A 25,000-nucleotide genomic window follows, 5' to 3' on the forward strand; every position below is an offset into this window, starting at 1 on the left:
AATACATACTTGCCTATATGTTTACGATTTTCGCAACTACTTCAGTTTATTATATAAATTTAAGAGGGGAATGGAAAAAACCTCCCATTACTTTTATGAAGGCGGTTTGAAATAACTGTATTTTTTTTAGCCAATAGGTAAAGAACCATAACCTTACCCTACAAATTAAGAAGGCTTTTGGATCATAAGGATCAAAAACTGATATTTTTCAAGTGTTCCGACGTGTCAGTGATTAGGGGGTTAGATTTTAGTGGATAGAACTTTACATATAATAAAATGCAAGTGTTCAGACAAGAATCCTATTTTTTACTTGCAAAAAGTATGATTTTCTGATAGAGAAAAGTCTCCCGAGTTTTCCCGCCTATTTCGCGACCCGTAGAGAGCGAAATAGCCAGCGAACAGCGGAGCATTACCGAGCGATCCCTAGAGAGTGAGGTTGAGTTTTGTAAGCGGCTCTCAACGAAGTTGAGAAAGAAAGCGAAATAGAGTTATTCTCCCCTCCACCCAAAAATCAGGGGAAACTCAGGCACAACGCTTCCTGAACTCAGCAAACACCTTCCTATGGGTCGGTGTTTAGGGCGCGTTGTGGGGACGATCGTTTCACAGAGGATTGTAGTAATTCCGACAGATTTATCTTCGGATCCAAGTATTTGTGGGGTTGGTTATGGTAAAGAACGTTTTTCGGAAATGGCAATCGGAGAATTCAAGCGGAAGTTTTATCCGGATGAAATGAAATAAAATTGGTTTTGGCAAAATTAGAAGAATTGACGCATATTATTCTCTAAAGTTCCTTATCGGTATGAGTGAATTCATTGAAATCAAAGTTGGGGAAAAATCCTACCAGTTTCCGTTGATTTCCGGGACCGACGGTAAAAAAGGGATCGATATGCGCGGACTTCATCAAAAAACCGGACTCATTTCGTATGATCCCGGTTTTTTTAATACCGCATACGCAGTTAGTCGAATTTCCAGAAGAGATCCGGATTCGGGAGAACTTCAATACCGCGGTTACGACGTTGCCGACCTCGTTCAACATTCTACGTTTGTGGAAACCAGCTATCTTTTGATCTATGGTAAGCTTCCCACCGAACAACAGCTTAAGGATTTTTCTTTAAAACTTTCCAAACACTCTTTGATTCACGAAGATATGATTAATCTTTTCGACGGGTTTCCGGGCAAAGGACATCCTCTTGCGGTTCTTTCCGTGATGGTGACTTCTCTTTCCAGTTATTATCCGGAAGAATACGAGGAATCTTTGGACAAAGGGATCGATCATTCCGCGAGACTTCTTGCTAAGATCAGAACGATTGCGGCCTTTTCCTACAAGAAAATTGTCGGCCAACCTTTCGTGTATCCTTTGGATAAACATCCTTATTGCACAAACTTTCTTTATATGTTGTTTTCGATTCCGTCCAAGGATTATGTTCCTACGGAGGACATCGATCGGATTTTGAACCAACTTTGGATTCTCTATGCGGATCACGAGCAAAACGTTTCCAATACGACGGTGCAAGTAATCGGTTCTACGCAAGCTAACTTATTTGCTTCCATTTCTTCTGCGATCAACGCTCTTTGGGGTTCTAGGGAAGGCGGTCGTCAGGTTGCGGCTGTAGGTTTAATTGAAGATATTCTTAAATCCAGAAAGTCGGTTCCGGAATACTTTGAAAAATTCAAAGGAGATTCGGAAAGATTGTTTTCGAACGGATTCGGACACAAGGCCTACGAGGCGAAAAGTAAGAGAGCCATAATCGCGAGTAAGCTGTTCCACGATTTCTACAAAAAGAATCCGGTAGGTCCGATCGCGGAAGTGGCTCTCAAAATCGAAGATTATATGCAAAATGATGAATATTACATTAATCAAAAATTATATCCGAATCTCGAATTCTACAGCGCTGTAATTTTCCATTCTCTTGGAATTCCGAAAGAATTATTCACCGCGATGCAGGTGATCGGAAAGCTTCCGGGTTGGTTGGCGCATTGGAGAGAGCAAAGAGTTTCCGGAAACTATAGTAAGGCTCGCCCAAAGCAGATTTATACCGGAGAAATGGGTAGGAAATACGTTCCTCTTACGGAAAGATAGCACGATGCAAAACCCGAGATGGAAAGATTGGCTCGCTCAAGCTGAAAGAGATTTGGAATGGGCCAAGGCATCTCTTCGTTCGGGTTTTTTCGCTCAGACTTGTTTTATCTGTCAGCAAGTGGGGGAAAAATCTCTCAAAGCGCTGGCATTCTTTCGCGGAGCCGATCTCGTAAAATCCCATTCGGTAAAAACGATCGCGAAAGAATTGAACGAAAACGGGGAGATTGAATCGATCGGTCAAAAATTAGATTTATATTATATACCCACTCGTTACCCCGACGCCTTTATGGAAGGCGCTCCTTTTGAATACTTCGAAGAATCCCAGGCAAAAGAAGCTATCGAATTTGCAGAAACGTTGATCCGTATCGTTCGCGAAAAGATCCCATGAGTGTTATCGTTTTCCCCAAACGAGATCCGTTCGGCGGCATGAGCCGGGAAGAATTGATGGAGAAAATTCGCTTCTCAATCCGAGACAAAGCGATCCAGGCTTATCTTTTCGGCAGCATTGCTAGAAACGAAGAGCACGCTTACAGTGATGTGGACTTAATTTTAATTCTGAATACCAAAGTCCCTTTTCTCAACAGACCGGAATTGTTTCCCGAACTTCTCGCTCTTCCCGTCGAACTCAATCTATTCGTATATACACCCCAAGAATGGGAAAAAGTCAGGAATCAAAGTAAGTATCCCGGGTTTTGGAAATCCGTCTTTGAGGATATGATTCCATTGATTAAGAACTTGTCCTAAAACCCATCGGTCTTCGAGTACAAAAAAAGGCCGGCTAATCGCATAAGCAACCGCCGGTTGAATAGGTTTCAATTCTGTAAGTCCAGTTAATCAGACTAGTTCTTATCGGTCAACGTCTTCAGAAAAGTTGCGATCGACTTTGTATCGGATTCGGAGAGTTCCTTACCTAATTGAAGATAAGCCATTTTTTTGACTGCTTCTTCTAGAGTTGTCGTTTTTCCATCGTGGAAGTAGGGTCCCGTAATTGCCACGTTACGAAGAGAAGGAACCTTAAAGACGAAAGCGTCCGCGGGATTTTTGGTCAAATCTTGGCGGCCTTTGTCGTTAGTATTTTCATATGGATTTATCTGACCTAGTTTACGGAAGGAATTCCCGCCCAAAAGAGGACCGACATGACAAGTGATACAACCCGTAGTCAAAAATTTTTCCAGACCTTCCTGCTCTTCCGCGGAAAGAGCTTTGTAATCTCCTCTTTGGAAATCGTCAAAACGGTCTTGGGTTTTTAAGGTTCTTTCAAAGGCCGCGATCGCGCCCGCAATATTATCGTAAGTAATTTTTTTCATTTTAACGGGAGAGGTTTTAGAATTTTCTTTTATTGAGGAATCCGGATAAGCTTTTGCGAAAAGGTCTTGGTATTCGGAAATTTCACTAATTTTCTTTTCCACTTCCGCCGCGGAGGGCATGGCCATTTCCACAGGATTTAAAATCGGTCCCTTGGCTTGTTCTTTCAAATCCTTTGCCCTACCGTCCCAAAATTGAGCCAAGTGAAAACCCGCATTGAGAACAGTCGGAGAATTTCTAACTCCGTTCTTTCCAAACGCTCCCGGAGATGTAGGAAGATTGTCCACTCCTGCGGCTTTCCCAATAATATTATGACAGGAATTGCAAGACTGCGTGTTGTTCGCGGAAAGTCTTTTTTCGAAATATAATTTTTCACCCAGCTGAACCAATTCCGGTGTATCGGCTTCTCCACCCGGCATTTTATCGGGAATAGTTCCAAAGATCTTATTGGAATCATCCATCAATTTTTTCGTTTTTTCAGATGGTCCACAATATACTAACACAGCTCCCAGAAACGTTAAACAGAACATTTTCTCTGCAAGTTGTTTCATACCAGTAACTCTCTTATATTTTAGAATAATTCTAAAATAAGATTTTATTTAAAAATATACTGAGTTGCAATTCTTTTTCAAATCTTACTTCGTTTTTTCCTTTCGATTTGGAAGGCTAAACCTTGTGCGTTGATCTTAGAATCGAATTCGAGAAGCATTTCCTCCTTTTTTCCCAAGAGAATTCCTTGAGTCGAAAGCTCCCTTTCCAAATAAGCTCTTACCCGCCCCGTGCAAAATTCGAGTAAAGCATTTCCTTCCAGTCCGGACCTTTCTCCGGAGGAAAGGATATTCTGCATCGCGTATAAACCCTGTTTCATTTGGCGCGCACCGGATTCCAAATCTTTCCAAACTCCGAAATGCGTAAGATAGGCTTTATCCGCCCCTGTGGAAAGAATTTTATCCACCGTATCCATCGCCTCTTCCGAGTTAAAATCGGTGGGAGTCGTGGAAGGATATAAAATCGGATTTTTTCCGACGGCAAAATCCTTATACCCGAGTCCGAAAGAATCACCCGTAAATATTCCGTTGCTTAAGGAATCATGAATGCAAAAATGATGGTTTGCATGTCCTCTTGTATAATAAAATTTGAATATTCTATTTCCCCATCTGATTTCTTCTCCGTCTTCGGGACTTTTTACTCTTTCTTTGGGAACGGGAAGAATTTCTCCGTATAACTTTTTAAAGTTCTCTTCTCCGTAAACTTGAATCGAACTTTGGATCAATCTTTCGGGGTTGATGAGGTGCGGGGCCGCTTTCGGATGCGCTAGGATCGTCGCATTAGTGCAGTATTTTGCCAACAATCCCGTGCCTCCCGCGTGATCCAGATGAACATGAGTGATGATAATGTATTTTACGTCTTCTGGTTTGCGTCCGACTTTACGTAGTTCTTCGAGCAAAATAGGGACTGCGTGATTTGTGTTGTTTTCCACAAAGGCTGCCTCTTTACCCTCGACTACCAGATAAGCGCACGCGACTCCCGGAGAGATGTAATCGCAGTCGATCGTATATAAACCGGGAAAAACTTCCTTCTCATAAGTTAGCATAGAATTCTCCTAGATAGGGATTTGTAATGAAGACTTGCCGATTTTCATTTGTATGTGGGGCCCATTTTATAACGAATTGTCTTTTGCTGTAATTGTTTAATCATTGAATACGCACTATCCGTTGAGGGATTCTCGCGCGGCGGCAAGAAACTCAAGATACGCATTTTTCCATGAGTAAGCATTAGAATAATACGCAGGATTTCTTTATTGATATTATCGATTCCGTTAAGTCAAGAAATTCATATTTCACAATTAGCTTACGCTTGAGAACGTATTGGTTCGAAGGCTTCCATCGGGATTGTTGCGACGATTCGTTGTTCTTTTGATAAGACAGAATTTTCTTGTAAAAACCGATGATCGTAGGGACTCTTGCGGAAATGAATCCCACTTTCATTGGTCTTTCCGTCGCTTTTTTATCCGTTTTGATTGCGATCTCTTTGGAAGGTGCGCATTTTCTTTCCTTCTTCAAAATCTCCGCTCTTCTTCTCATCATCGGGGGAACGGCGGGCGCGACCTTTGCAAGCTTTTCCCTCGAACAAATCAAAGATCTTATCTTGAATCTTCAGACCGCAGTTTTTCCAAGACGTAAACCCCCTCTTGGCGAACTCTTTTTGGATTTTGCGGAACAAGCTCGTAAAAACGGCCTACTTTCTCTTGAAGATAATCTTAAATCTATCCAAGATCCGTTTCTTCAAAGAGGAATCCAACTGATTGTGGACGGAACCGATCCTCGTGCGGTGGAAGAAATTCTTTTTGAGTCCGCTCTCGCTATGGAAGACAAAGAAGCGAACTCTGCCAAGATCTTAGAAACTGCGGGAGGTTTTTCTCCTACGGTGGGAATCATAGGAACCGTTATGGGTCTTGTGGGAGTATTAGAGAATTTAGGTGCAGGCACTCGGGCGCTCGGAGAAGGAATTGCTACCGCGTTCATTGCCACTTTTTACGGAATTGCATTTGCAAATCTTCTCTTTTTTCCTCTTGCCAACCGAATCAGGTCTTGGTCTAAGGAACAATCGGATCGTAGACAAGCGGTTATTCGGGGAGTTATCGCTCTTCAGAGTGGTGACAATCGCAGAATTCTTATGGAAAGGATGACTCCGTTTATCGGTTGAGAATTTTAGAATTTACTCATATTTTTCTCCGAGAATTTATCTTGAAAACTCATGCTTAGTTGTCTTGGAATGTAATTTTACTTGGGACGATTTTTAAAATGGGAATATTTGGAAAAATAGAAAAACGAAAATAAACGTTGTCAGAACGTGAAATTCGAAATATACGTTTTTTCCTGGATCGAATATAACATTCTCCGAGTGTATCCGTTATCTCTTTTATTATGAATTTATTTTCCGAAACTTGTTTCATTGTACAAAATTTAATGCGAAGTTCCGCCCCGACTTGAATAAATTCTTTACAATTTTAAAATCTCTCGGACACTTCCTTATTCACAGGGAAACATACGATGAAACGAATATTTGTTTTTTTAACTTTTCTAATGTGCGGCACTTCCACTTTCGCACAGAATAATTTTCTTTGGCAAACCCTTTTCGGAGGGGAACAATACAACGGATTAAAACCGAACGAATGTCCGGAAGAACTTCCATCGGGAGTTGTTTCTTTAAAGGACGGGAGTTACGTCGTTGTCGGTTCTTCAAACGATTGCTCGAAACTAGATACGAACTCTAAAATCGAACAAAAAAATACGGCGCCGCTTGGTCCGCAAAGATCGATTCTTTCGGGAATCCGGTTTGGTGGAGATATCTTTTTACGAGTAAACCGGTGGATATGGAAGGTTATACGGTCAATGTTCACAACCATGATAGTATTCGGGGAGAGAATCTTATCGCAACTCAAGACGGAGGTTTTGTCACCGCTGGATCGATTGGAAGTGGAACTTATAATCGAAAGATCGTTTTTTCGAAATACGACGACCGGGGAGACATGATAAACGATCGAATCCTTGAGGCGAAAGAATTTTGCGATGGTTTTTGCGGATTTGAAGACCCTCATATATTTCATCTTCAAGAACTTTCCAATGAAAAGTTCAGAGGACTCGTTTCGGTTTCTTACAAAGTGGAAACTACCGAAAAACAAGGTGATACTACTGTCATCGTCAACGGGAATAAAACCGGTTTCTTGTATACACTTTTCGGTAAGGACGGATAACGTTTCCGGTAAGGAATTTCAAAGAGACTTGGTCATTCATCGGTATGATTCAGAGGGAAAGCAACTCTGGAAAAAAAAGCTCGGAAGTCCTAACGTGGAAGATATGGCCATCTCTATCCTTAAACTCTCCGACGGAAATTTACTTTTGTCCGGAGGAATTTCCGGGCCGAGTAGTCAAGCGGTTTGGCTCTTGAAGTTTTCCCCGAAAGGTGAGACAATCTGGGAGACCAAACAGAGATTAGGCGGCCATAATTTTATGGGTCCGATTATAGAATCCCCGGATCAGGGTTTTTTCGGCGTACTTTCCGACGGAGAGGGGCCGATGATTGTCGTTAAGTTTGATTCTAACGGAAGAAAGATCTGGGAAAAAAAACATTCTCAAAGACTTTATATGGCGAATAAGATTTTAAAAAACGATAAAGGTTATGTCATTCTTTCTTATACGAAGAAAAAACCGGCTCAGTACATAGATGCTCTTCTAATTCAAATGGATTGGGATGGGAACGTTTCCAAGGAAGCTTTGCGAAAGAATTTTCCATAATACAATCTCAAACCTCGCGAATGAAATCTTTCGATTTTCGTCGAAAACATTTTTAACGTTAAGAGCTCTTACGGGCATGTTTTCATGGGTAGTTTATGTGTGGGTTTGCCAACGATCGATCTTTTTCGTTGTTCAATCCCCATATTGATTAGTTCAAATTAAAAAAGAAATTTATCTAGAAATTATCTCAAAAATGACCGGAGTCGGAATTTTAGGCAAAGATAAAGTGTTTTTGAGATAATTTCTACTTTGTTCTTACTCGACGCGAGTTTGCGTCGCCGGATTTGGGAAGTATCTTAAACATTTTAGGTTGATCGATTCTGAGAGTTATCGATCTTATATCGACAAAAATCTTTTTGAGTAAAACCGATTGAATTATCTGAACTTCAGAAAGAGTAAATCACTATTCCCTTGGCGGAGCGCTTCGTTAATTGAAAAAACGTCCGTCCATCCCGTGCAGTAAAGGTTTCCTTGGGGGTCTTGTCCGATTCTGTTGCCTATTATCACCCCTCCGTTGAATCCGGTTTGTCGGATCCATTCCTCGTTCCCCAAAGAATCGTGTTTGGTCAGAAGTAAATCCATTCCGATTCCGTTCTGGCTTCCATCCTCCATATGATTGCTTTTGCTGGCCGTAAAAACATTTCCTTCCGAATCCGTTATGATTGCGTTGATGGAAGTAGTTCTACGACCGTTAGCCGGGCCCAAGTATCGAATCCATTGTCGAACGCCCAAAGAATCATACTTTACTAGGATTCCGCGGTCACTTTCCACAACTCCGCCTTCTGGTTCGAAATTTGCGTTACTCATTCCGCCGACAAAAACGTTTCCGAACGGATCCAAAGCTATGGAGTTACCTTCGGTTCTGCTCAATGCCTGACCAAGTTGTGCGAAAAATTGTCTTCTTCCGTTTCTATCGTATTTAAGAATGAAAAGGTCAAAGTTTCCTATTCCCGGAGCAGTATTGGTTTCCAAGTTTCCGCTTGCGGCGCCGGTTACAAATATATCTCCTGTGTTATCCGCAACTACCACTCCTGTTAAAAAGGCCTGGGCACGAGGAATGGAAATACGCGAGGTATTGCCCCAGTTCCCTTGAGTATCAATCTTAATGAGGAATCCGTCGTATAGAGCGTCGTCCCAATCTCTATGGCGTGTGCTTAACGTGCCGACTATGTAAGACGTTCCGGATGAATCTACGAAAATTTTTTTAGGTTCAGCGCTATCGTTTCTCCCTCCGGGTTCTGTTAGTCGTCTCCAGATTTCATTCCCGTTCGTATCGAATTTAAATGCAAATAAATCTTTATTTCCACGAGCGATACTTCTACTAGCGATTACGTAAACGTTTCCTCTCGCATCTACTCCGACATCGGCAACATCCAAATTTACATCTCGGACTCCGACTTGTTTTGACCAAATGATTTGTTTCCGAGAATTGTATTTTGCGAGAATAAGATCCCTAGTTCCGATAGGATTCTCGTTGTAAACGCCAACGTCTGTGTCCCCGGCAACGTAGATAAATCCATTTGTATCAATAGCAAGTCCTGAACCTGAAGTGTGCCCGTTAGGCGCTCCGACTAATAAGGTCCATCCTAAGGCATCTGCGTTTTCATTTAGGACATTTTCTTCGACGACATCCTCATTCGAAGATATTGAATTTTCAATAGGAGCAGGATGATTATTCCCTTGAAGAAGTCCTATCCACCAGTAATCGTTTGCTTTTGAATCGGATCCGTTTAAGTTAAGCAATCCTCCAATGGGCGAACAAGCTTGGATGAATATAAAAAGAAAAAGGTAAAAACGAACCAAGATAATACTCCTTCTAATCTCAATGTACTTTTCGACTACAAAGATTGAAAATTCTACGAAAAGAAATTCTCGAAAGAGTAGGGTATTTTATCCTATCTCAAGGATGAGAATAGATGTGGAAGAAAGAAGTCGACTTTTCGAGTGGGGATGGTATCCGTGCTGATAACTTAAAAAGAGTATTCTTCAAATGAACTTAGAGACTGAAATTAGACAAGAAACGAATCTTTGCGATAGATCCGGAAATCTCAATTTAACTTCGGTAGGTTGGTCTAAAAAACCCCTACACAGATGTAATTTAAGCGGACATTATTTGAGAAAGAAAAAATGGAATTACTGGTGCGTTTACGACGAGAATTTTTTGGTATCTTTTACGATTTCGGATGTGGATTATGCAGGAGTCGTTTTTGTTTATTGGTTGAATCGAAAAACGGGAGACTTTGAGGAAGATACCATTCTCACTCCTTTCGGATCGGGGATCAGTCTCGGTCAACTCGTGGGAAGCAATGCGACGTATATAGGAAATAACGCGCGTTTACAATTTTTTAGAGAAGAAGAAGGTTATCGTCTTTCGGTGAACATCTCACTCAAAAATAAAATTCCAGTTCAGGCGGAGATTTTGGTTCCAGTTCCGGAGAACTGGGAAACTCTAAATGTGGTCGTTCCTTGGTCCAAAAGAAGATTTCAATTTACGGAAAAATTGTTCGGAGTCGGGGCGCAGGGAAGTGTTCGTTACGGAGCGATGGAATATAAATTCGAACTCGGATCTTCCTTTGCCTGTATGGATTACGGGAGAGGCATATGGCCTTATTCCACAAAATGGAATTGGGCTTCTATGATGACACATAACGCAGGAAATAGAATTGGAATGAATTTGGGAGCTGGATGGACGGACGAAACCGGCACTACCGAAAACGCTATTTTAATCAATGGGAGAATTTATAAAATTCCTTCCGATGCTGTTTTTGAAGTGGATCGCGAGAATTGGATGAAACCTTGGCGTCTTTATACGAAAGATTCTCAAGCGATTGATTTGCAGTTTATTCCGGGCTTTCATAGGAAGGCCGTGACAAATGTGGGAGTTTTTGCGTCTTCTGTTCATCAGATGATAGGAAAGTTCGAGGGAATCATACGGCTCGGAAAAAACGAATATAAAATTATAGACGGTCAAGGTTGGGCGGAAGATCACATCGCAAGATGGTAACTTAGGATCTCAATTATATTTGCGGTATCTCTCAACGTGTAATTTTAATCTATCAAAAAAATCAAGCTGTGTATTCATGATATTCTTTTCGTACGTCAGATTCTATTCCGTTTTCGGAACGTTTTTTTATATTCTTGTGTAAAAAAGATTACGAAAAGGAAAAGGTTTTGAAAAAAGAATTCTATATTATACATTCCTTAATTTCTGAGGATTCTTATTGTTATTAGAGTTGTTGAAAAATTCGATTGTGGGATTAACAAAACTGCTTTAATCGTTCATTTTAGTGAAACAAAAATAAATGGAGAATTAATTTTTCAACAACTCTATTATATAAAGAAATGTCGTCAGTTTTAGCACAAATCCTGTTTAACTGGATGTATCATAGTTTCTATTTTAGGAAGATTGAATTCGAGTAACTTGTGGGAATAAGTCAAAACAGAAATTTGTTACAATGGGGGCGAAATTTTGGAACAATTTTTAAAACGTTGTGATTGGGTTACGAAAGATCCGCTCTATACTCATTATCACGACAAAGAATGGGGGATTCCCGTTCATGACGATCGAATGCTATTTGAATTTTTAATTTTAGAAGGCGCACAAGCCGGTCTTTCATGGATTACGATCTTGAAAAAAAGGGAAAATTATCGGAATGCTTTCGACAATTTCGATCCAGTAAAAGTTGCCGAGTATAAGGAAGAAAAAATTCGATCCCTTCTTAGAGAAGAGGGGATCGTGCGCAACGAGTTAAAAATCAGGTCAGCTGTTATTAATGCACAAGAATTTTTGAATATTCAAAAAGAATATGGTTCTTTCGACGAATTTATCTGGGGTTTCGTGAATCACAAAACGATTTATAATTCATGGAAAACGATCAAAGAAGTTCCAAATAGTACCCCTAACTCGGACAAGATGAGCAAAGAACTCAAAAAGCGCGGTTTCAAATTCGTAGGTTCTACGATTTGTTATGCATTTATGCAGGCTACGGGTATGGTTATGGATCATACTACGGACTGTTTTCGTTTCGTTAAGAAAAAATAGGGATTCTCTAAGAGTTGATAAAATTTTTGTAAGAAACCGTACGCCAGTCTCAAAACCTCAAAAAATATCTCTAAATGTCCGGTAAGTTTCTAAAACGTAGTAGTTACCACAGATTACATCCCTATGGACTTTCGAACGGGCTCTGATATGGTGCATCAACGGGAATTGTAAATATTTTTCGCATTTTTTTATCATCAAATAGTTTAACTCGTTGGAGAGAAACTATCGCGACGATTGTTCAGACTAGTATTCGCGAGTTTTGTATATGTGTGCTACGAGCAACATTCCACCCTTTATTTTCCAATTTCCGAAAGAACTTTTTGATTCGGTCTTCTTCATACTTTATCTGTTGTTCTTTGACTAAAAAACCTTTGAATATCCCGTTAAATAAGTTAGGCTGATCGTTTTTTGTGGACGTCCATTTTTAGATATAATTTTCTTTTTACTTTAGTTCCTTCTGTTGGCTTTCTGGTAAATGCAAGTCTTGTGTTTAACCCCGCTTTTGAAGCCCAGAAGATGCGCATTTTGTCTAAAAGAAAAATGAGAATACTTCTCCGATTAAAATTCAAAGAATCGAAACCTGCATCTGAGAAACGAGTTTGAATTTTTGCATCAAAATGAGAGAGGCTTCTTTTTTGTGAATACTATGGGTTATAGTGGCGATTCGAGAGAAATAAACCGAAGACTCTAAAAATTTTTAAATCGCTTTATTATTTTTAGACGGATAAAAGTTATATGCCATTTTGCAGTCAAATCAGTCGTTATTGATTGAATGTCAGTTGGATTTATAGTATCATCTGTTGTTTTTCGTCAAACTTACAATTTGTTCTCAGTTTTTGAAACCTTAGCTCTGAAAGCGGGAGTTCATTTCAAGTCTTAGGTTGATCTTGCTTGGCTCTAACCCCTTAAAAACTAATTACTAATTCCTGGATATAAATGTAGATTTACGTAGAATGTAAAGATTTCAATTCTCTGAAACGAAAATGAGAATATGGAAGGCACAATAGATTTATACCGAAATAAAAATGATTTCATATTATATTTCGAATTAAAAATTATGAGAATTAGAGTATCTAAATATTATCAATTTTTATAAAAAGATGATCTCAAAAATTCCATTTTTCTGTATAGTGTTTGACCGAAATTCCCTAAATATTATGACCTAATAAAGTGATTAAAAAATCACTTAAAAATCACAAGAGGTTTTTTCTTTATGAAGAAAAATGTAATGAAATTTGCCGCTGTAGCCGCTTTGACGGTTGCATTGTCGGCTTGTAAAAAAAGCGAAAGCGATGACGACACAATCACATTAGCATTGTTGTATTTAGTGGATCAAACCAGTGGAAACTGCGTTATCATTACTAAAAGCGACGCTGCACATTCTGGCGCTGCGGGAGCCGGAGACGGAAAACCTACTTATATGGCAACTGGTAATACAAGACCGAAGGCTGCTTGTAGTGGGGCTTACAACGTTGTTGCAATTGTAAACGACGTAGAGGCGGTTGTAACTTCGGTCAAAGCAGGATACCAAGCTGCCAAAGACAAGGCAGATGCGGCTGGGGATAATTGTAAAGGTGCGAACCAAACTAGTGCTGACCTTCAGGCTAAAATTGATGGTGTAACGGCACTTAAAGTGCAACAATCTCTAGCAGCTTCAACGGCAAACAGTTGCCTGGCTTTCGGTACCGGCTGGGATTTGAGTCCTTTAAATTTTGGTGCCCGTATCAGTGTTGACCCAAATCCAGCTTATTTCGGAAAAACGGTTTACGCATGCTCTTCTGAAGAAGCAAAAACTCTATTATTTGCTTCATTTAATCTCAATACTACCACTCTTGCCGGATCGGTAGCAACCGATATGGCAACTAATCTTGCTTTCAAACAAAAAACAGCTGCTGTCACTGCATCCAACTTCAAATGGACTGCCGATGCTGCTGCTAAAGGGCGTCTGATCAATGTTACAGAACTCACAACAGTTGGTAAAGCTGGGGCTGCCTTGGTAGCATTCACGGAAGCTCAAACCATAAATCAGAATAACTTTGGTGGTGCTGTTGCTGCAACGGCTAGAGCTTGTGCTAAGGATCTTTTAGGGAAGGAAAGTACGGAGGCTCAGAATATTGCTGCTTCCATTTACGATACAGATATTAAATTTCAGGGAGCTTTGACTGGAAGTACCGCCGCTTTCCCGCAATTTGGAGGTGAAATTATCACTACAGCTCAAGCGGACGCAGTGAAAGAAGTTCTTTTTACTAGTCTTACTTGTAAATACGGTGATTTTGACGAAGAAGCGGCAGGTAACAAAACTACTGTCGGAACCGAAACAAACGTTAAAAATATCGGAACTTGCCCTGCAACATATCCTAAAATCTAAATTTTATTTTAGAATTTGTGTAAAATGGGAAAGACCGCACTTTTGAGTGCGGTCTTTTTTTTGAGATGAGGATTTTGAGAAATTCTCTGATTTTTAAAATTTTTCTGCCAATCAACCGCAAACAAGTTTTAAGGTTTGTTAATATTTGGTTTTGAATCTACTGGAAAAAGACTTTGGTTAATCAACGCTTGATAACGAGGATTTACGATTTGTTTCGGGTTGAAAACCCAAGAACTACTCACCGACATCGGACTGAAATCTTTTTCCGAGATCTGTTTTCCCTTTTGGAGTTTTGCGAAATTTTCCAACATACGATCTTGATTTGTAAGCAGATGATCCGGCATTCCGTCATCGTCTAAATCCAATTCCATACGAGCTTCCGGAAAAATCCATAAACTGGGCTTTCCTTTTCCGTAAAGGTCGACTTCCACATAAGCTACGATCCGCATCGTTTCCTTGGGAATTGCGGATGCGTTGTAATAAACCATCGATTCCCAACGACCATCCTCATCCAAATCGTTTTGTTCGATTAACTTTCTGTTACCCGGACCGTACCAAGTTCGACTATGATTTCCTTTTCGGATGAGTTCCTCAAAAAGGACAAGGCTTGCTTTTGGGTCCTTATCATCTCCTCGAACCCAAGTCCAAAGATCCGTTTTGCCGTCCAAATCCGAATCTGTCCGCACCATTACAAGTAGTTTTTCGGGTTGAAGAACAAAGGCGGTTTGATTCTTCTTATCTTTGTCGATTACGCCTAAATCGCTTATTTTGATCCTATCGTCTTTACAAGCAGATAAAACGAGTAGGGCAATTATTATATTCAAATTTTTGATTATACTGAATTTCATTTTGAACTCCTTACACCAGGCTAAATATCAGGCGTCTATATAAAATAAAAAAATAACAATAGAGTTGTTGAAAAATTCCATGATTCAGATTAACAAAACCGCTTAAAACTTCCATTTCAATGAAGTAGAAACGGGTAGAGAATTAATTTTTCAACAACTCTAATCAATTTAGGAGTTTGATTTAAAATGATAGAATTTGGTACAAAGGAATCCGAAGATGTCTATTTATTACTTTACATTCTCTGTGAAAAATAAGAGTAGCTGAGATATTAGGATTTTTACGAATCACTGATTTTGGAAGCATGAACACTTCAATGTGGGGACTCCTACTTTTAAAAAGTTTTTTAATCTTACTCATCTCTACATAATAGAGTGTCCAAAATTCTGCGTCTAAACGTGGGATTTCCGCTCAAATTAACGGTATTCTATTTTATAGGGATCAGTATTATATCAAACCCATGTTAAAATATGTCGGATTTCTTTTCTATGGTTCATCAAACTATCTCTTGGCGCACGGCGTTTTGAGTTATTCTCTTCCTCATTTTTTGAAAATTTTTTTTCTTTTGCCTGGTAAAATTGTAAAATTTTCACAAAAATCAAGTCCGTCTCATTCTTTCCAAAAACCGTATTCGGTATGGGATACTTGTCGCTCAATTCCGATCATGAAATCAGTTCGATTCTTCAAGAAGGTCGCTCCGAAACGGTTACTCTTCTGATTCCGGAAGATACTTGGCTTCGTTTTTCCGAAAAAGATTTGAAACTTCTTCCAAAGAAGATTCCTCAATTTTTGAAAACGTATGGTAAGTTTCTTTCTGCTTCAGAACGTCTTGGTAAAAAAGCTGGAAGAACCTTGTATCAACCCAGTCCGGGAAAGAGAAAAATGAAGCGAATCAACGTTCGGGTGAGTTCTGCAAGTTGGACTCTTTTTGGAACTTTTGCTATGGCCCATGGCGTGTCTCGCTGTTATCTTTTCAATTATCTTCTGCGGTTAGAATCCGCGGGAGCTGGGAACTCTACCGTGGATTCTCGGGGAGTTCCCGCGTTCCACCGGTCTTACAGTTATATCCTTCATTTAGACTTGCCAAACAACCGAGTTACACGCAAACTCCACTGCGAACCGGAAACCTATTTTCACACTTTGGAATATAAAGATTGGGTGCCATTGTAAAGATGGGAACCTTATCCAAAATGTAACTAAAGATTTGATATTCAGAAACTCTTGCACAATATGTATTTACCGTACCCGAATAATGTGGGAACTCCACAACCGAGCATGGTAAAGACATGCAGTTTTGTGATCAAACTTCCGCAAAGATCTAAATTTAGAGCAAATGTCGTAAAAATAAAAGAGAGAGAAGATGGTGCCTAAAACTAAAATATGAATTTTTGAAGACTCTTTCACGTATTCTGATGCTTAGAACAAATTTAAAATGAAATTTTTTCCGATTATAAATCGATGAATCAATCTTACTAAAAACCACACTTAAAACCTTAGAATAAATCAGCTACAATCATCCAGTAAATTTGTAATAAATGCGGGAGTTCCCATAGAAACCGTTTCTTTGAGTGGATTCTAAACAGCCGTTTTCGTTGTTCAATTCCTGTTGGAGTTCCCACCCCCAAGGTTTTACTGAGTGCATAAAATGGGTGTCGGGAATTCTAACTTTAAAATGGGGAATCGTTTCAAAATTCGTGGAACTCTATTACTACTCGGACGCATGAAAATGATACTCGAAAATAAGCGGTCGGTTTTGCAAAAGTACAACGGTTCTCAAAAATTAAGTCAAATCGGGAAATATCGACTTTTTAGAGGAAGATTCCAACATTCTAATTTTCGAAATAGTTTATCACAGTATTTTATTCATGCTGTCCGAGTAGTATATAGGCATCGGTAAAACTATTTTGTTGAAAGATCGATTCAGAAGTTTTACGTTTCGAGTAGCGAACGGTAGTGGAATTCTCTTGCGAAAAATGCTTGAGTCCGAATTAGATATATCCATAATAGATATATGGTGGCCAAAGAGGAATCCGTCGAAGCAAAAGGGATTACTCCCGCAATGTTTCATATTCTCCTTTCCTTAGCGGAGGGACCGCAACACGGATATGGAATTGGAAAATCGATAGAGACCTCCTCGGGGGGAAACTTCCGTCTTGGACCCGGAACTTTGTATAGAACCTTGGAATCGATTCGCAGTTTCGGTTGGATTCGATATTCGAAGAGAAAAATGCTGGAAAATGATGATCCAAGAAGGCTTTACTACGAGATCACTTCCGATGGAAAAGAAATACTCGTTTATGAGCTTAAAAAGCTAGAAGTAGCTTTAAAAAAAGCGAAAAAGTTGAAGCTTCTAGGAAATTAAAAATGGCTTTTCGATGTTTTCAAATCCTCATTCAAATTGCGTATCCAGCTTCTTATTCTAAAAGAATGAAAGGCGCCCTTCAGATTCATTTGGAGGATTCTTATCGGGAGGGATCTTTTCGAATATTCCATTTATTTGATATTCTGGCTTCTGGTTTACAGGAAAGAATATCCAGTGAGCTAAGATCGTTTCGACTTTTATGGGAATACGAACATCGCTCCGCTTTCGGACTTATGATACTGATTCCGTGGAATTTATTTTTAATAATGATTTTTGCAAGTTTGTTCGTAAGGGGGCCGGGATGGTTAAAATTTTTTCATGATTTCCCCTACAAAAAAAACGATTCCGCGGAATCCCTTCTTCTTTTTTTATTGTTTCTCGCAGGAATCCTACTTGTCCAAGATCTATTTCTTTTAAAAAAGAAACGATCCGTTTTCAAAAGGTATTCTTACATCTTCTATATAAATATGAGTTTGATAGTCCCTTTCTTTCTAATTTTAATTCTTTGAGGAGTTTATGAAAATTTTCGCGCTGAGTGTTTTAATTTTGGGATTGTTGCTCGTTGTTTTCTTGTTTTACATGGGCGCGTTCGATCGAGTTCGGATTCAAGAAGAGACGAAAGGACCTTTTTACGTTCTTTCTCATGAAAGAGTCGGCGATTATAGAAACGTAGGTCTTACGTTTGAAGCGCTTCAAAAGGAGTTGCCCGAAAAAGGAATCCGTGATTTTAAATTGTTCTCCATTTATTTGGATAATCCAAATGACGTTCCGAAGGAAAAATTACGATGCGAAGTAGGTGCGCTTTTTGCGGAGCCATTATCAAAAGTTCCCGAAGGACTTTCTTTGGATCTTAAAACAAGAACCATTCCTTCCCGAAAATATATCTTCGCGGAATTTCCTCTGAAAAACTTTCTTTCCATCTTTCTCGGAATCTACAAAGTTTATCCGAAACTTTTTAGAGCCTGCGAAGAAAGAGGTTGTAATCTAAAAGAGAGGGCGTCCATGGAAATTTACGAACCTCTCACGGAACACAAGACAACGTATCTACTTCCCATAGATTGAAAATTTTTACGAAAACGAGATCTTTACTTTTTTAAACGTAAAAGTTGCTCTTTTCGGGATTAGTCGACCGAAGCGGGAATATGATCGGAAGAAGCCATAAAAAATCGAGAAACGGAATCCGTGGATTTTTTTAGAATCACACGGATCGCGATGGCCTAAGTTCATGAGCAAATTCTAAAATTCTTTTTAGAAATGAATCACCGATTTGAGGCGTTCGACGTTTCCTGAAAAACTCCCTGTTTTTGAAAACGAGTGAAAGGAATTTATCAAATCCAGGTAACCGTCTCGAAACATGGACATGTCCTTTTGAGGACTCGGTGAGTTTTTACCGGAAACGTCAGATAGTGCGGCTAGAGCAAACGTTTCGAAAGCCAAATCCGCGATGTAAATCCGATTCAGATCCAATTCTTCTGAACTTGAATTGTCCAGTAATCCTTGTAAAAGTTCCGATTTTTTCCGGATCGTTTCCGCGGCTTGGGAATTTGAATCCGTTATCTCTTCCACGTATTTGAAGAACGCTTTTGCTACTTTTTCCCTTTTAAATCCGCGAAGGACGTGTTCGCTTAACAATAGATGTGTTCCTTCCCATGTCTCATTGATGATGGAATCGTTATGTAATCTGGGAAGTGCGGAGAAATCCCCCACAATTCCGTTACCGCCCAATACGAGGATCGAGTTGTATGTAATCTCGGTGGAAGTGGCGGAGCATTTATACTTCAGAAGAGGCGCCAGTACTTCTCCTGCAAGTTTTAATGGTTCTGGAGTATGGAAATGTCTAAAGATGGAAGTCAGCATGGCGGTGTGCTTAAGTCTTTGATCGCTTAGTTGTTTCAGTAAAGAAGAGAATTCTAATATTTTACTTCCATAGGCGGTTCTAAACTTTGCGTATTCGTAGGCCTCCATCCAAGCCCTTCTGGAAATTCCGGAAGCCGCGATGGATACATGTAGTCTTGAAATACCGATTACGTATTTGATCAAATTGGCGATTCCGTGAGCAGGTCTTCCTAAGGCCTCTGCTTCGACTCCGTCATAAATGATTTCGACGGTAAGCTTTCCTCTGGAACCGATAATGTCTTTTTTACGGAGAATATGATGTCCGTTTAACGTTCCATCATCTTTGATTCTTGGAACCAAAAACATTCCGATCGTGTTTGTATCTTCCACTCTTGCTGTGGTTACCCAAAGATCTCCCGGATTAGAGCAGAACCATTTTTCTCCAGTAAGAATCCATTTACCGTTTTCTTGTTTTCTTGCGATCGTTCGATTGGCACTTACGTTGGAACCACCGACTCTTTCGGTCACGTACTGTCCCGCCATAAAATGAGAATCGCTTCCTTCTCCCGCGACAAGAGATAGATACTTATCTTTTTGTTCGGGAGTTCCAAGCGCTTCCAAAACTTTGATCATACCTTCGGTCATTGCAAGAGGACAAGTGACTCCTCCTTCTCCGTTTTGGTTGGCAAGATAGGCAAGTGCGTAGCGATGCAAGTCAGTGAAAGGATGTTTCCAAGAGGAATGGTAATTGAGATTAACGATTCCATAGTCATAGGAAATCTTCCTGGAAAGTTTTTGTTCGTTCGAATACACCACCGCATCGATTCGATTTCCCGTTCGGTCGTATTTAACGACTTCTCCGTATTTTCCTTCTTTGTGGGAAGCTTCCGTGAGTTCGTCGAGAACTCCTCCTACTAAGACACCGTAGCCTAAGAGATGTTCGATCATCGCTTTCTTATGTGCGACATCATAATCTTTGGAATATTTTTCCACAAGGGTCTGTAGCACTCGGTCCTCTTCGTAAAAATTCTTTCCTCGATTGCCGCGATAATTCGAAATATCAAAAGGCGCAAGGCCTGGATTCGCGGTTTGATTTAAAGGATACTGCATCATTCTCTCCTAATTCGCTAAACTTTTTTAGAAGCGAATCACTCTATCTTTGACTTTTAAAAGGAAATTCTTTGGAAAGTATAAGTCCGCCTTCGTTTTCAAGCGAGCGAAAAAAGGTTCAATGGAGCGCGGGTATTTGTTCAGGAACGGTTCGACTACAACTTTTCGGAAATACTGGTAGGATCGTATCGATCTTCCGAGACAAAGTGGAAAGTTTTTCAGAGAGGCTAGAATCGAATTTCTAAAGCGGGAATTTTCGTTCAAAGAGGAATTTCTTCTAAAATTTGTTCTCTGAAGTGGATCGTAAGAATTTTTTCCCGCAATGTAAAAAGTAAATTCGGATCTTCCAGCTTGGCTCCGTTGGAGGTTTGAAGATAAAAAGAATCGTATGCGTAATCGGCGCTGGTCGATACTCTCAGATAACGAACTTTTAAATCCAGATAAAGAATAATCTGGAGAATTCTATAAACCAGACCTACGACGTCTGGCATTCTTACTTCCATGATGGTTACGTCCGGAAGATCGTCATTATAAAATAGAACTGATCGATTGATAATACTTTCCGGAGTGGGTTTTCGCGGGTTCCAATCAGTCCTTTCAAAGGCGATACTTTCCCGTTTCAAATTTCCGGAAGAGATTGACTTGAGTTTTGTTTCGATTCGATCCAGTTTTTCGTTTGGAAGATTTCCACCTCCGGTCGAATCTGTCAGTTGGACCGTCGTGATCCAATATTCTCCGAAAGTATAACTTTTCATTCCTAAAAGACTGAGGCCCTCTGAGGAAACTGCGCAGGATAAATCCAAGAGAATCTCGGGTTGATTTGCGGTTACCACGTCGATCGTCACAAAGGCCGGATCTTGTTCCGTTTCGAATTTCATTCCAAGGGACGGGTTTTGCGCAAGTGTTCCGATCGATTTAAAATTTCTTAATATTTTACGATTGGATACCGTATTGAGATACGAGGAGGGCGCTACTTCATCCGCGAACGCGACGATGGATTTGACGATCGCTTCGTCCAAATCTTCTTTGGCAACGAGATAACTCCTTAAATTCTCCAACTGAATGCTTCGGGTAGGACCTGCTTCCCAAAAATCATCCTTCGAGTCGCTTGCGAAATACGGAATCGTATTTTGATAGAGAGTGTTTAATATCGAACTCTTCCAGTTGGTGAGAACTCCCGTTCCTACGGACTTCGTGTCGATTACGGTGAGAATATAAAGTTTTCTTAATCTTTCTCGGTTTCCCACGATTCTCGCAAAATCCAGAATTAGTTTCGGGTCCCCTATGTCTCTTTTGGAACTCAACTCCGACATAAGAGTGTGTTTTTCCACAAGAAAACGGCACAGATCCGTGTCTTCCTCGTCGAGTCCGAGTCTGTCTCCCACGGAAACTACGAGTTCGGCTCCGTATTCGGAGTGGTCTCCTTCCTTTACTTTTCCGGCGTCGTGAAGCAGAATCGCAAGGGCCAAAAGTTCAATCTTAGAACATTCTTTATAAACTTTTTGAACTTCGGCGTCTTCGAATTCTCCTTTATCTAGAAGGTCGAGTTCATGCAAAATCAATAATGTATGCTCGTCTACGGTGAATTCATGATGGTAACTAAATAGGGGAAAATTGGTGCAGGCTCCGAATTCGGGGAGAATTGCTCCTAAAACTCCGGATTCGTGCATCAACTTTAAAACCCTTCCTCTCTGAGAAGGGGCTCTTAAAATTTTTACGAATTCTTCGTTTACTTCGGAAGCATATTTAAAGTCGTCATCCAAAAAGTTCGCCGCAAACCGGAATTCGTTTAACAACGTTCCGGAGATCTGCACGTTCTTTTCCTGAATCATTCTAAAAGAAAGCATGATGTCCCGATAGATCGTATGCGGATTTGTGAATAATGTTCCGATCATGGGCGGAAAAACAGTGTCTCCGATCCTAAAAAAGTGAAGATCTTCGTAGGAAAAACTTTCGCCTTTGGAATTCTTTCTTTTTTCGATAATGGAATCCAAATAAGTACGGATGATAAAGTAGATGTTTTTCTGGTGACGATACAAGGTGTGCATGAATTTTTCAACGGAAGAAAGTTCTTCTTTTTTTCCGTAGCCTAGATATTCTGCAACTTCTTGCTGAAGACTAAGATCTAAACGATCTGTCTTTCGAGTGGTGAGCATGTGCATCGCGATTCTTACCCGTAGGATGAAATCGTAAGCTTCTTGTAGAAGTTGGATTTCTCCTCTTTGAAAAACCGGAAGTATGGATAACCCTCCTATAGAAGGAAGATTTCGGACGGATTTTTCCATCCAAAACATATATTGGATGTCCCGGAGTCCGCAAAGATCCGTTTTGAGATTCGGTTCGCTTAACAAAATGGGACGTTCTTCGTTGAGAAACCGGGAGGTTAAAATCTCCTCTTTGATTTCGTTGTAACGTTTTGTCCATTTTACGGGAAGTTTTTCCAAAAAATCTGTTTTAAACTTTTCGAATAAAGTTTTCGATCCCGTAAGAAAACGAGCATCTAAAAAGGCATGATAAGAAGACATATCGTCCAGGTATCGAAAACATTCCTTGATCGTCCTACAGGAGTGTCCGACTACTTTTCCGGAGTCGTAGAGATATGTGTTGATTTTGGATATAACTGATTCTAGTCTTTGTTCTTTGATTCCGTTGTGTAGATACAATAGGTCGATATCGGAATGAGGAGCCATTTCCATCCTTCCGTATCCTCCTAACGCGACGATACAGAGTTTGTCACTGGATTTTAATCCGACTTTGGAGCTTTCAAACTTGGAAAGAATAAAGGAATCCACAATATGAGCCAATTGTCTGGATACGAGTCGGCCGCCGACGTTCTTGCTCTTTTCTAAGAGCCTCTGAAAACTGTATGCGATGTCCAATTGTAAAGGCATGTTTCGTTACAAAATAGATTCTTACTTTCCTAATATCGGACTTATCGGAAGCGTTTGATTTATAGAAAGAAGGAACGGATGACTCTTTTCTAAAATCGGCTTTCGATTCTACATTTGAAAACGACGCGGTTTCCGTCCCTAAAATTTCTGCTTTTCATTGTCAACTTCTATTGGAATCGGTTTTATTTGTTCCTACAAACTTTCACCGAAAAAATTTGCTTGTGTCGGACTTAAAAGTAAAAATTCAATGTATTTTATCTTAAAAACTCGTTATTGATCGGGATTGTTTACCGGTAAAGGCACAATTTTACCGATTCGAATTCCAAAAAAATTGGCACAAACACTTTCTTGATCCCGTAACTATAAGCAACCAACAAAAACTCTAAATCCCTTCGAGGAAGATCACACAATGTTTAGAAAAATTTCAATTATTATAATCAGTTTGCTACTTTTTACCGTTTGCCAAAAAAGTGAATCGAAAGACCAACATGATTTATCCGTTTTTGGATTGATTTCTGCAAAGCCTGTCGAAGCCAACACAAGTTCTAATCCGAGAGCCGCGGGCGGTGGATCCAATCCAAACCAGAATGGTGGATTAAGTCAGGATCCTTTCGCAACAGGCGAGATTTCCCAATTAACGAATCCCAACATTCCTATTCCGGCTTGCGCAAACAACGGAGAGACCTGGACTCAAATTCCGCAATTTGGAGATGATGTTGGGAGTCTTGGGAGTTCAAAAGTGGACTTGGCTAATGGAAGCATTCGGTCGATCGGCGGATACGCCACTAGTTTGGATGGTCTGACGGTTGGTAGTCAGATGGTCTCGGAATTCAATCCAGCTTTCCAACAATGGAATTCAACTCCTCCCGACATGGGTGCAGCTAGAGCCTGGCACACGGCGACTCTTTTGAATAACGATAAAATTATAATCACAGGCGGATATGGATGGGATGAAAACGCTGAAGCTTTCGTGTATCGTTCATCTATAGAATTGTTTGATCTGAACAATCTAAATCCACAATGGACTTACGGTTCTGACATGCAAATCGCAAGAATGAGACACCGTTCCAATTTGCTTCCCAATGGAGATCTCTTAGTGCATGGGGATATCCAAAACATAGATCTAACCAAAGGGGCTGAAATCTATAATCCGAATACGAACACTTGGTCCTTTACGAATCCGGTAAATTTTTTGCGTGCGGCTCCGATCTCGGTACTTTTGCAGGACGGAAGAGTTTTCGTTGCGGGAGGCTTTGGTCCTTCTAAAACCGCCGAAATTTACGATCTGGCAACCAATTCTTGGACAGTGGTCGCGGAGATGAATAAACCAAGAGTGGATCATTCCTCAGTTCTTTTGGCGAATGGAAAAGTTTTAGTGGCAGGCGGAAGTAATCCGGTCGGTAACCAATTTCACTCGGATATGGAAATCTATGATCCAAATACGGATCAGTGGACTACTTTCGAAATGCCCGTATCCAGAATGAACTTTACTATGGATCTTCTAGGCGATGGTTCCGTTCTTTTTTTGGCGGGAAGAAACGATGCTTACGTCGTTCACAACCTACGGTATTTTCCGAATACGGATACTTGGTGCAGAATGCCTGATCTACAACACAAGAGATACGGGCACCAATCTTCCATTTTACCGAATGGGAACATATTTGTATTTGGCGGAAGCGGGCCGAACAACGGACTAGAAGGATCGGAGCTTTTTCAGTAAAAGAATTTCGGGAAAAATTTAAGTCCAAGAGCATAAATTTTGGACTTTTAAATCTCTTTTAAAATTTGGTAAGAGTTCACAGGACCTCTGAGCGAGAAATCATTGAGAAACAAGAACGACTTGTTTATTTCAACCGATCTCC

The 25,000-nt window shown here is 40.2% G+C and carries 21 protein-coding genes and 1 pseudogene (2 of these 22 running past the window's edge); 15 read left to right on the forward strand and 7 right to left on the reverse strand.

Going from position 1 to position 25,000, the window contains the following annotated elements:
• The 5 genes from LEP1GSC062_RS15215 to LEP1GSC062_RS15230 all read left to right on the forward strand — a co-directional run.
• Positions 1–110, forward strand: partial view of an ABC transporter permease gene (locus LEP1GSC062_RS15215; protein ID WP_020984707.1) — the 3' portion only. It extends 2,428 nt beyond the left edge of the window; only the last 110 of its 2,538 coding nucleotides appear in the window; the start codon falls outside the window, past its left edge; the stop codon is at positions 108–110.
• Between the two features lie 451 nt (positions 111–561).
• Positions 562–738, forward strand: coding sequence for a hypothetical protein (locus LEP1GSC062_RS23695; RefSeq protein ID WP_162142171.1), 177 nt, complete (start codon positions 562–564; stop codon positions 736–738).
• 61 nt (positions 739–799) lie between these two features.
• Positions 800–2,080 carry a citrate/2-methylcitrate synthase gene (locus LEP1GSC062_RS15220; protein ID WP_010579121.1) on the forward strand — a complete coding sequence of 427 codons (1,281 nt, stop codon included), beginning with the start codon at positions 800–802 and terminating at the stop codon, positions 2,078–2,080.
• 4 nt (positions 2,081–2,084) lie between these two features.
• A complete protein-coding gene (locus tag LEP1GSC062_RS15225; RefSeq protein WP_020984705.1) occupies positions 2,085–2,468 on the forward strand; it encodes a HEPN domain-containing protein in 384 nt (127 codons plus the stop codon).
• Entirely contained in the window at positions 2,465–2,824 is a 360-nt protein-coding gene (locus tag LEP1GSC062_RS15230; RefSeq protein WP_010579123.1) for a nucleotidyltransferase domain-containing protein, read from the forward strand. The genes LEP1GSC062_RS15225 and LEP1GSC062_RS15230 overlap by 4 nt, the downstream gene beginning before the upstream one ends.
• 95 nt (positions 2,825–2,919) lie before the next feature.
• Here the strand turns inward: LEP1GSC062_RS15230 and LEP1GSC062_RS15235 are convergent, their stop codons facing one another.
• Both LEP1GSC062_RS15235 and LEP1GSC062_RS15240 read right to left on the reverse strand, forming a co-directional pair.
• Positions 2,920–3,936 carry a cytochrome-c peroxidase gene (locus LEP1GSC062_RS15235; protein WP_010579124.1) on the reverse strand — a complete coding sequence of 339 codons (1,017 nt, stop codon included), beginning with the start codon at positions 3,934–3,936 and terminating at the stop codon, positions 2,920–2,922.
• A gap of 77 nt (positions 3,937–4,013) precedes the next feature.
• Positions 4,014–4,979, reverse strand: coding sequence for an MBL fold metallo-hydrolase (locus tag LEP1GSC062_RS15240; RefSeq protein ID WP_010579125.1), 966 nt, complete (start codon positions 4,977–4,979; stop codon positions 4,014–4,016).
• Between the two features lie 377 nt (positions 4,980–5,356).
• Between LEP1GSC062_RS15240 and LEP1GSC062_RS15245 the strand changes: the two genes are divergently transcribed.
• Positions 5,357–6,091 carry a motility protein A gene (locus LEP1GSC062_RS15245; protein ID WP_004508351.1) on the forward strand — a complete coding sequence of 245 codons (735 nt, stop codon included), beginning with the start codon at positions 5,357–5,359 and terminating at the stop codon, positions 6,089–6,091.
• Positions 6,092–6,438: 347 nt separating this feature from the next.
• Positions 6,439–7,683 (forward strand): annotated as a pseudogene (locus LEP1GSC062_RS15255) (hypothetical protein).
• Positions 7,684–8,058: 375 nt separating this feature from the next.
• Here the strand turns inward: LEP1GSC062_RS15255 and LEP1GSC062_RS15260 are convergent.
• Positions 8,059–9,486, reverse strand: a complete 1,428-nt coding sequence (locus LEP1GSC062_RS15260; protein WP_010579128.1) for an SBBP repeat beta-propeller lipoprotein, LipL53 family — start codon at positions 9,484–9,486, stop codon at positions 8,059–8,061.
• A 187-nt stretch (positions 9,487–9,673) separates the two neighbouring features.
• Between LEP1GSC062_RS15260 and LEP1GSC062_RS15265 the strand changes: the two genes are divergently transcribed.
• The 3 genes from LEP1GSC062_RS15265 (at position 9,674) to LEP1GSC062_RS15275 (ending at position 14,093) form a co-directional block, all read left to right on the forward strand.
• On the forward strand, positions 9,674–10,687 hold the full coding sequence (locus LEP1GSC062_RS15265) for a DUF2804 domain-containing protein (RefSeq protein WP_010579129.1): 1,014 nt from the start codon (positions 9,674–9,676) through the stop codon (positions 10,685–10,687).
• Positions 10,688–11,152: 465 nt separating this feature from the next.
• Entirely contained in the window at positions 11,153–11,725 is a 573-nt protein-coding gene (locus LEP1GSC062_RS15270; protein WP_010579130.1) for a DNA-3-methyladenine glycosylase I, read from the forward strand.
• Between the two features lie 1,213 nt (positions 11,726–12,938).
• The gene (locus tag LEP1GSC062_RS15275; protein ID WP_039942293.1) at positions 12,939–14,093 is read left to right on the forward strand and encodes a lipoprotein LipL36; all 1,155 of its coding nucleotides are present in this window, start codon (positions 12,939–12,941) and stop codon (positions 14,091–14,093) included.
• 128 nt (positions 14,094–14,221) lie between these two features.
• Here the strand turns inward: LEP1GSC062_RS15275 and lsa25.6 are convergent, their stop codons facing one another.
• Positions 14,222–14,941 (reverse strand): adhesin Lsa25.6, encoded by a 720-nt coding sequence (gene lsa25.6 / locus LEP1GSC062_RS15280; RefSeq protein ID WP_010579132.1) that lies wholly within the window; start codon positions 14,939–14,941, stop codon positions 14,222–14,224.
• Between the two features lie 634 nt (positions 14,942–15,575).
• Here lsa25.6 and LEP1GSC062_RS15285 point away from each other — a divergent pair.
• The 4 genes from LEP1GSC062_RS15285 (at position 15,576) to LEP1GSC062_RS15300 (ending at position 18,363) form a co-directional block, all read left to right on the forward strand.
• Entirely contained in the window at positions 15,576–16,109 is a 534-nt protein-coding gene (locus LEP1GSC062_RS15285; protein ID WP_010579133.1) for a DUF1564 domain-containing protein, read from the forward strand.
• A gap of 841 nt (positions 16,110–16,950) precedes the next feature.
• Positions 16,951–17,301: a PadR family transcriptional regulator gene (locus tag LEP1GSC062_RS15290; RefSeq protein WP_010579134.1), complete on the forward strand. Its 351-nt coding sequence runs from the start codon at positions 16,951–16,953 to the stop codon at positions 17,299–17,301.
• Positions 17,302–17,303: 2 nt separating this feature from the next.
• Entirely contained in the window at positions 17,304–17,810 is a 507-nt protein-coding gene (locus tag LEP1GSC062_RS15295; RefSeq protein WP_004496868.1) for a hypothetical protein, read from the forward strand.
• Positions 17,811–17,817: 7 nt separating this feature from the next.
• On the forward strand, positions 17,818–18,363 hold the full coding sequence (locus LEP1GSC062_RS15300) for a GyrI-like domain-containing protein (RefSeq protein WP_004496884.1): 546 nt from the start codon (positions 17,818–17,820) through the stop codon (positions 18,361–18,363).
• Positions 18,364–18,549: 186 nt separating this feature from the next.
• Here the strand turns inward: LEP1GSC062_RS15300 and LEP1GSC062_RS15305 are convergent, their stop codons facing one another.
• Positions 18,550–20,247 (reverse strand): acyl-CoA dehydrogenase family protein, encoded by a 1,698-nt coding sequence (locus LEP1GSC062_RS15305; protein ID WP_010579136.1) that lies wholly within the window; start codon positions 20,245–20,247, stop codon positions 18,550–18,552.
• A 260-nt stretch (positions 20,248–20,507) separates the two neighbouring features.
• Entirely contained in the window at positions 20,508–23,138 is a 2,631-nt protein-coding gene (locus LEP1GSC062_RS15315) for a [protein-PII] uridylyltransferase family protein (RefSeq protein ID WP_010579137.1), read from the reverse strand.
• 409 nt (positions 23,139–23,547) lie between these two features.
• Here LEP1GSC062_RS15315 and LEP1GSC062_RS15320 point away from each other — a divergent pair, with 409 nt between their 5' ends.
• Positions 23,548–24,858, forward strand: coding sequence for a Kelch repeat-containing protein (locus LEP1GSC062_RS15320; protein ID WP_004496835.1), 1,311 nt, complete (start codon positions 23,548–23,550; stop codon positions 24,856–24,858).
• 124 nt (positions 24,859–24,982) lie between these two features.
• On the opposite strand, the gene metG is transcribed toward LEP1GSC062_RS15320, so the two are convergent.
• Positions 24,983–25,000: the final stretch of a methionine--tRNA ligase gene (gene metG, locus LEP1GSC062_RS15325; protein WP_020984703.1), read on the reverse strand. Its footprint extends 2,097 nt past the window's final position; 18 of the gene's 2,115 nt are visible here — the last part of the coding sequence; its start codon lies beyond the right edge, outside the window; the stop codon is at positions 24,983–24,985.

Origin of the sequence: Leptospira alexanderi serovar Manhao 3 str. L 60 (genome assembly GCF_000243815.2) — a bacterium.
Taxonomy (GTDB): Bacteria; Spirochaetota; Leptospiria; order Leptospirales; family Leptospiraceae; genus Leptospira; species Leptospira alexanderi.

Bases quoted from the DNA above. Each gene is read 5' to 3' on its own strand.
- LEP1GSC062_RS23695 (WP_162142171.1), top strand. From the start codon at position 562: ATGGGTCGGTGTTTAGGGCGCGTTGTGGGGACGATCGTTTCACAGAGG.
- LEP1GSC062_RS15220 (WP_010579121.1), top strand. From the start codon at position 800: ATGAGTGAATTCATTGAAATCAAAGTTGGGGAAAAATCCTACCAGTTT.
- LEP1GSC062_RS15225 (WP_020984705.1), top strand. From the start codon at position 2,085: ATGCAAAACCCGAGATGGAAAGATTGGCTCGCTCAAGCTGAAAGAGAT.
- LEP1GSC062_RS15230 (WP_010579123.1), top strand. From the start codon at position 2,465: ATGAGTGTTATCGTTTTCCCCAAACGAGATCCGTTCGGCGGCATGAGC.
- LEP1GSC062_RS15235 (WP_010579124.1), bottom strand. From the start codon at position 3,936: ATGAAACAACTTGCAGAGAAAATGTTCTGTTTAACGTTTCTGGGAGCT.
- LEP1GSC062_RS15240 (WP_010579125.1), bottom strand. From the start codon at position 4,979: ATGCTAACTTATGAGAAGGAAGTTTTTCCCGGTTTATATACGATCGAC.
- LEP1GSC062_RS15245 (WP_004508351.1), top strand. From the start codon at position 5,357: ATGAATCCCACTTTCATTGGTCTTTCCGTCGCTTTTTTATCCGTTTTG.
- LEP1GSC062_RS15265 (WP_010579129.1), top strand. From the start codon at position 9,674: ATGAACTTAGAGACTGAAATTAGACAAGAAACGAATCTTTGCGATAGA.
- LEP1GSC062_RS15275 (WP_039942293.1), top strand. From the start codon at position 12,939: ATGAAGAAAAATGTAATGAAATTTGCCGCTGTAGCCGCTTTGACGGTT.
- lsa25.6 (WP_010579132.1), bottom strand. From the start codon at position 14,941: ATGAAATTCAGTATAATCAAAAATTTGAATATAATAATTGCCCTACTC.
- LEP1GSC062_RS15285 (WP_010579133.1), top strand. From the start codon at position 15,576: ATGGGATACTTGTCGCTCAATTCCGATCATGAAATCAGTTCGATTCTT.
- LEP1GSC062_RS15290 (WP_010579134.1), top strand. From the start codon at position 16,951: ATGGTGGCCAAAGAGGAATCCGTCGAAGCAAAAGGGATTACTCCCGCA.
- LEP1GSC062_RS15295 (WP_004496868.1), top strand. From the start codon at position 17,304: ATGGCTTTTCGATGTTTTCAAATCCTCATTCAAATTGCGTATCCAGCT.
- LEP1GSC062_RS15300 (WP_004496884.1), top strand. From the start codon at position 17,818: ATGAAAATTTTCGCGCTGAGTGTTTTAATTTTGGGATTGTTGCTCGTT.
- LEP1GSC062_RS15305 (WP_010579136.1), bottom strand. From the start codon at position 20,247: ATGCAGTATCCTTTAAATCAAACCGCGAATCCAGGCCTTGCGCCTTTT.
- LEP1GSC062_RS15315 (WP_010579137.1), bottom strand. From the start codon at position 23,138: ATGCCTTTACAATTGGACATCGCATACAGTTTTCAGAGGCTCTTAGAA.
- LEP1GSC062_RS15320 (WP_004496835.1), top strand. From the start codon at position 23,548: ATGTTTAGAAAAATTTCAATTATTATAATCAGTTTGCTACTTTTTACC.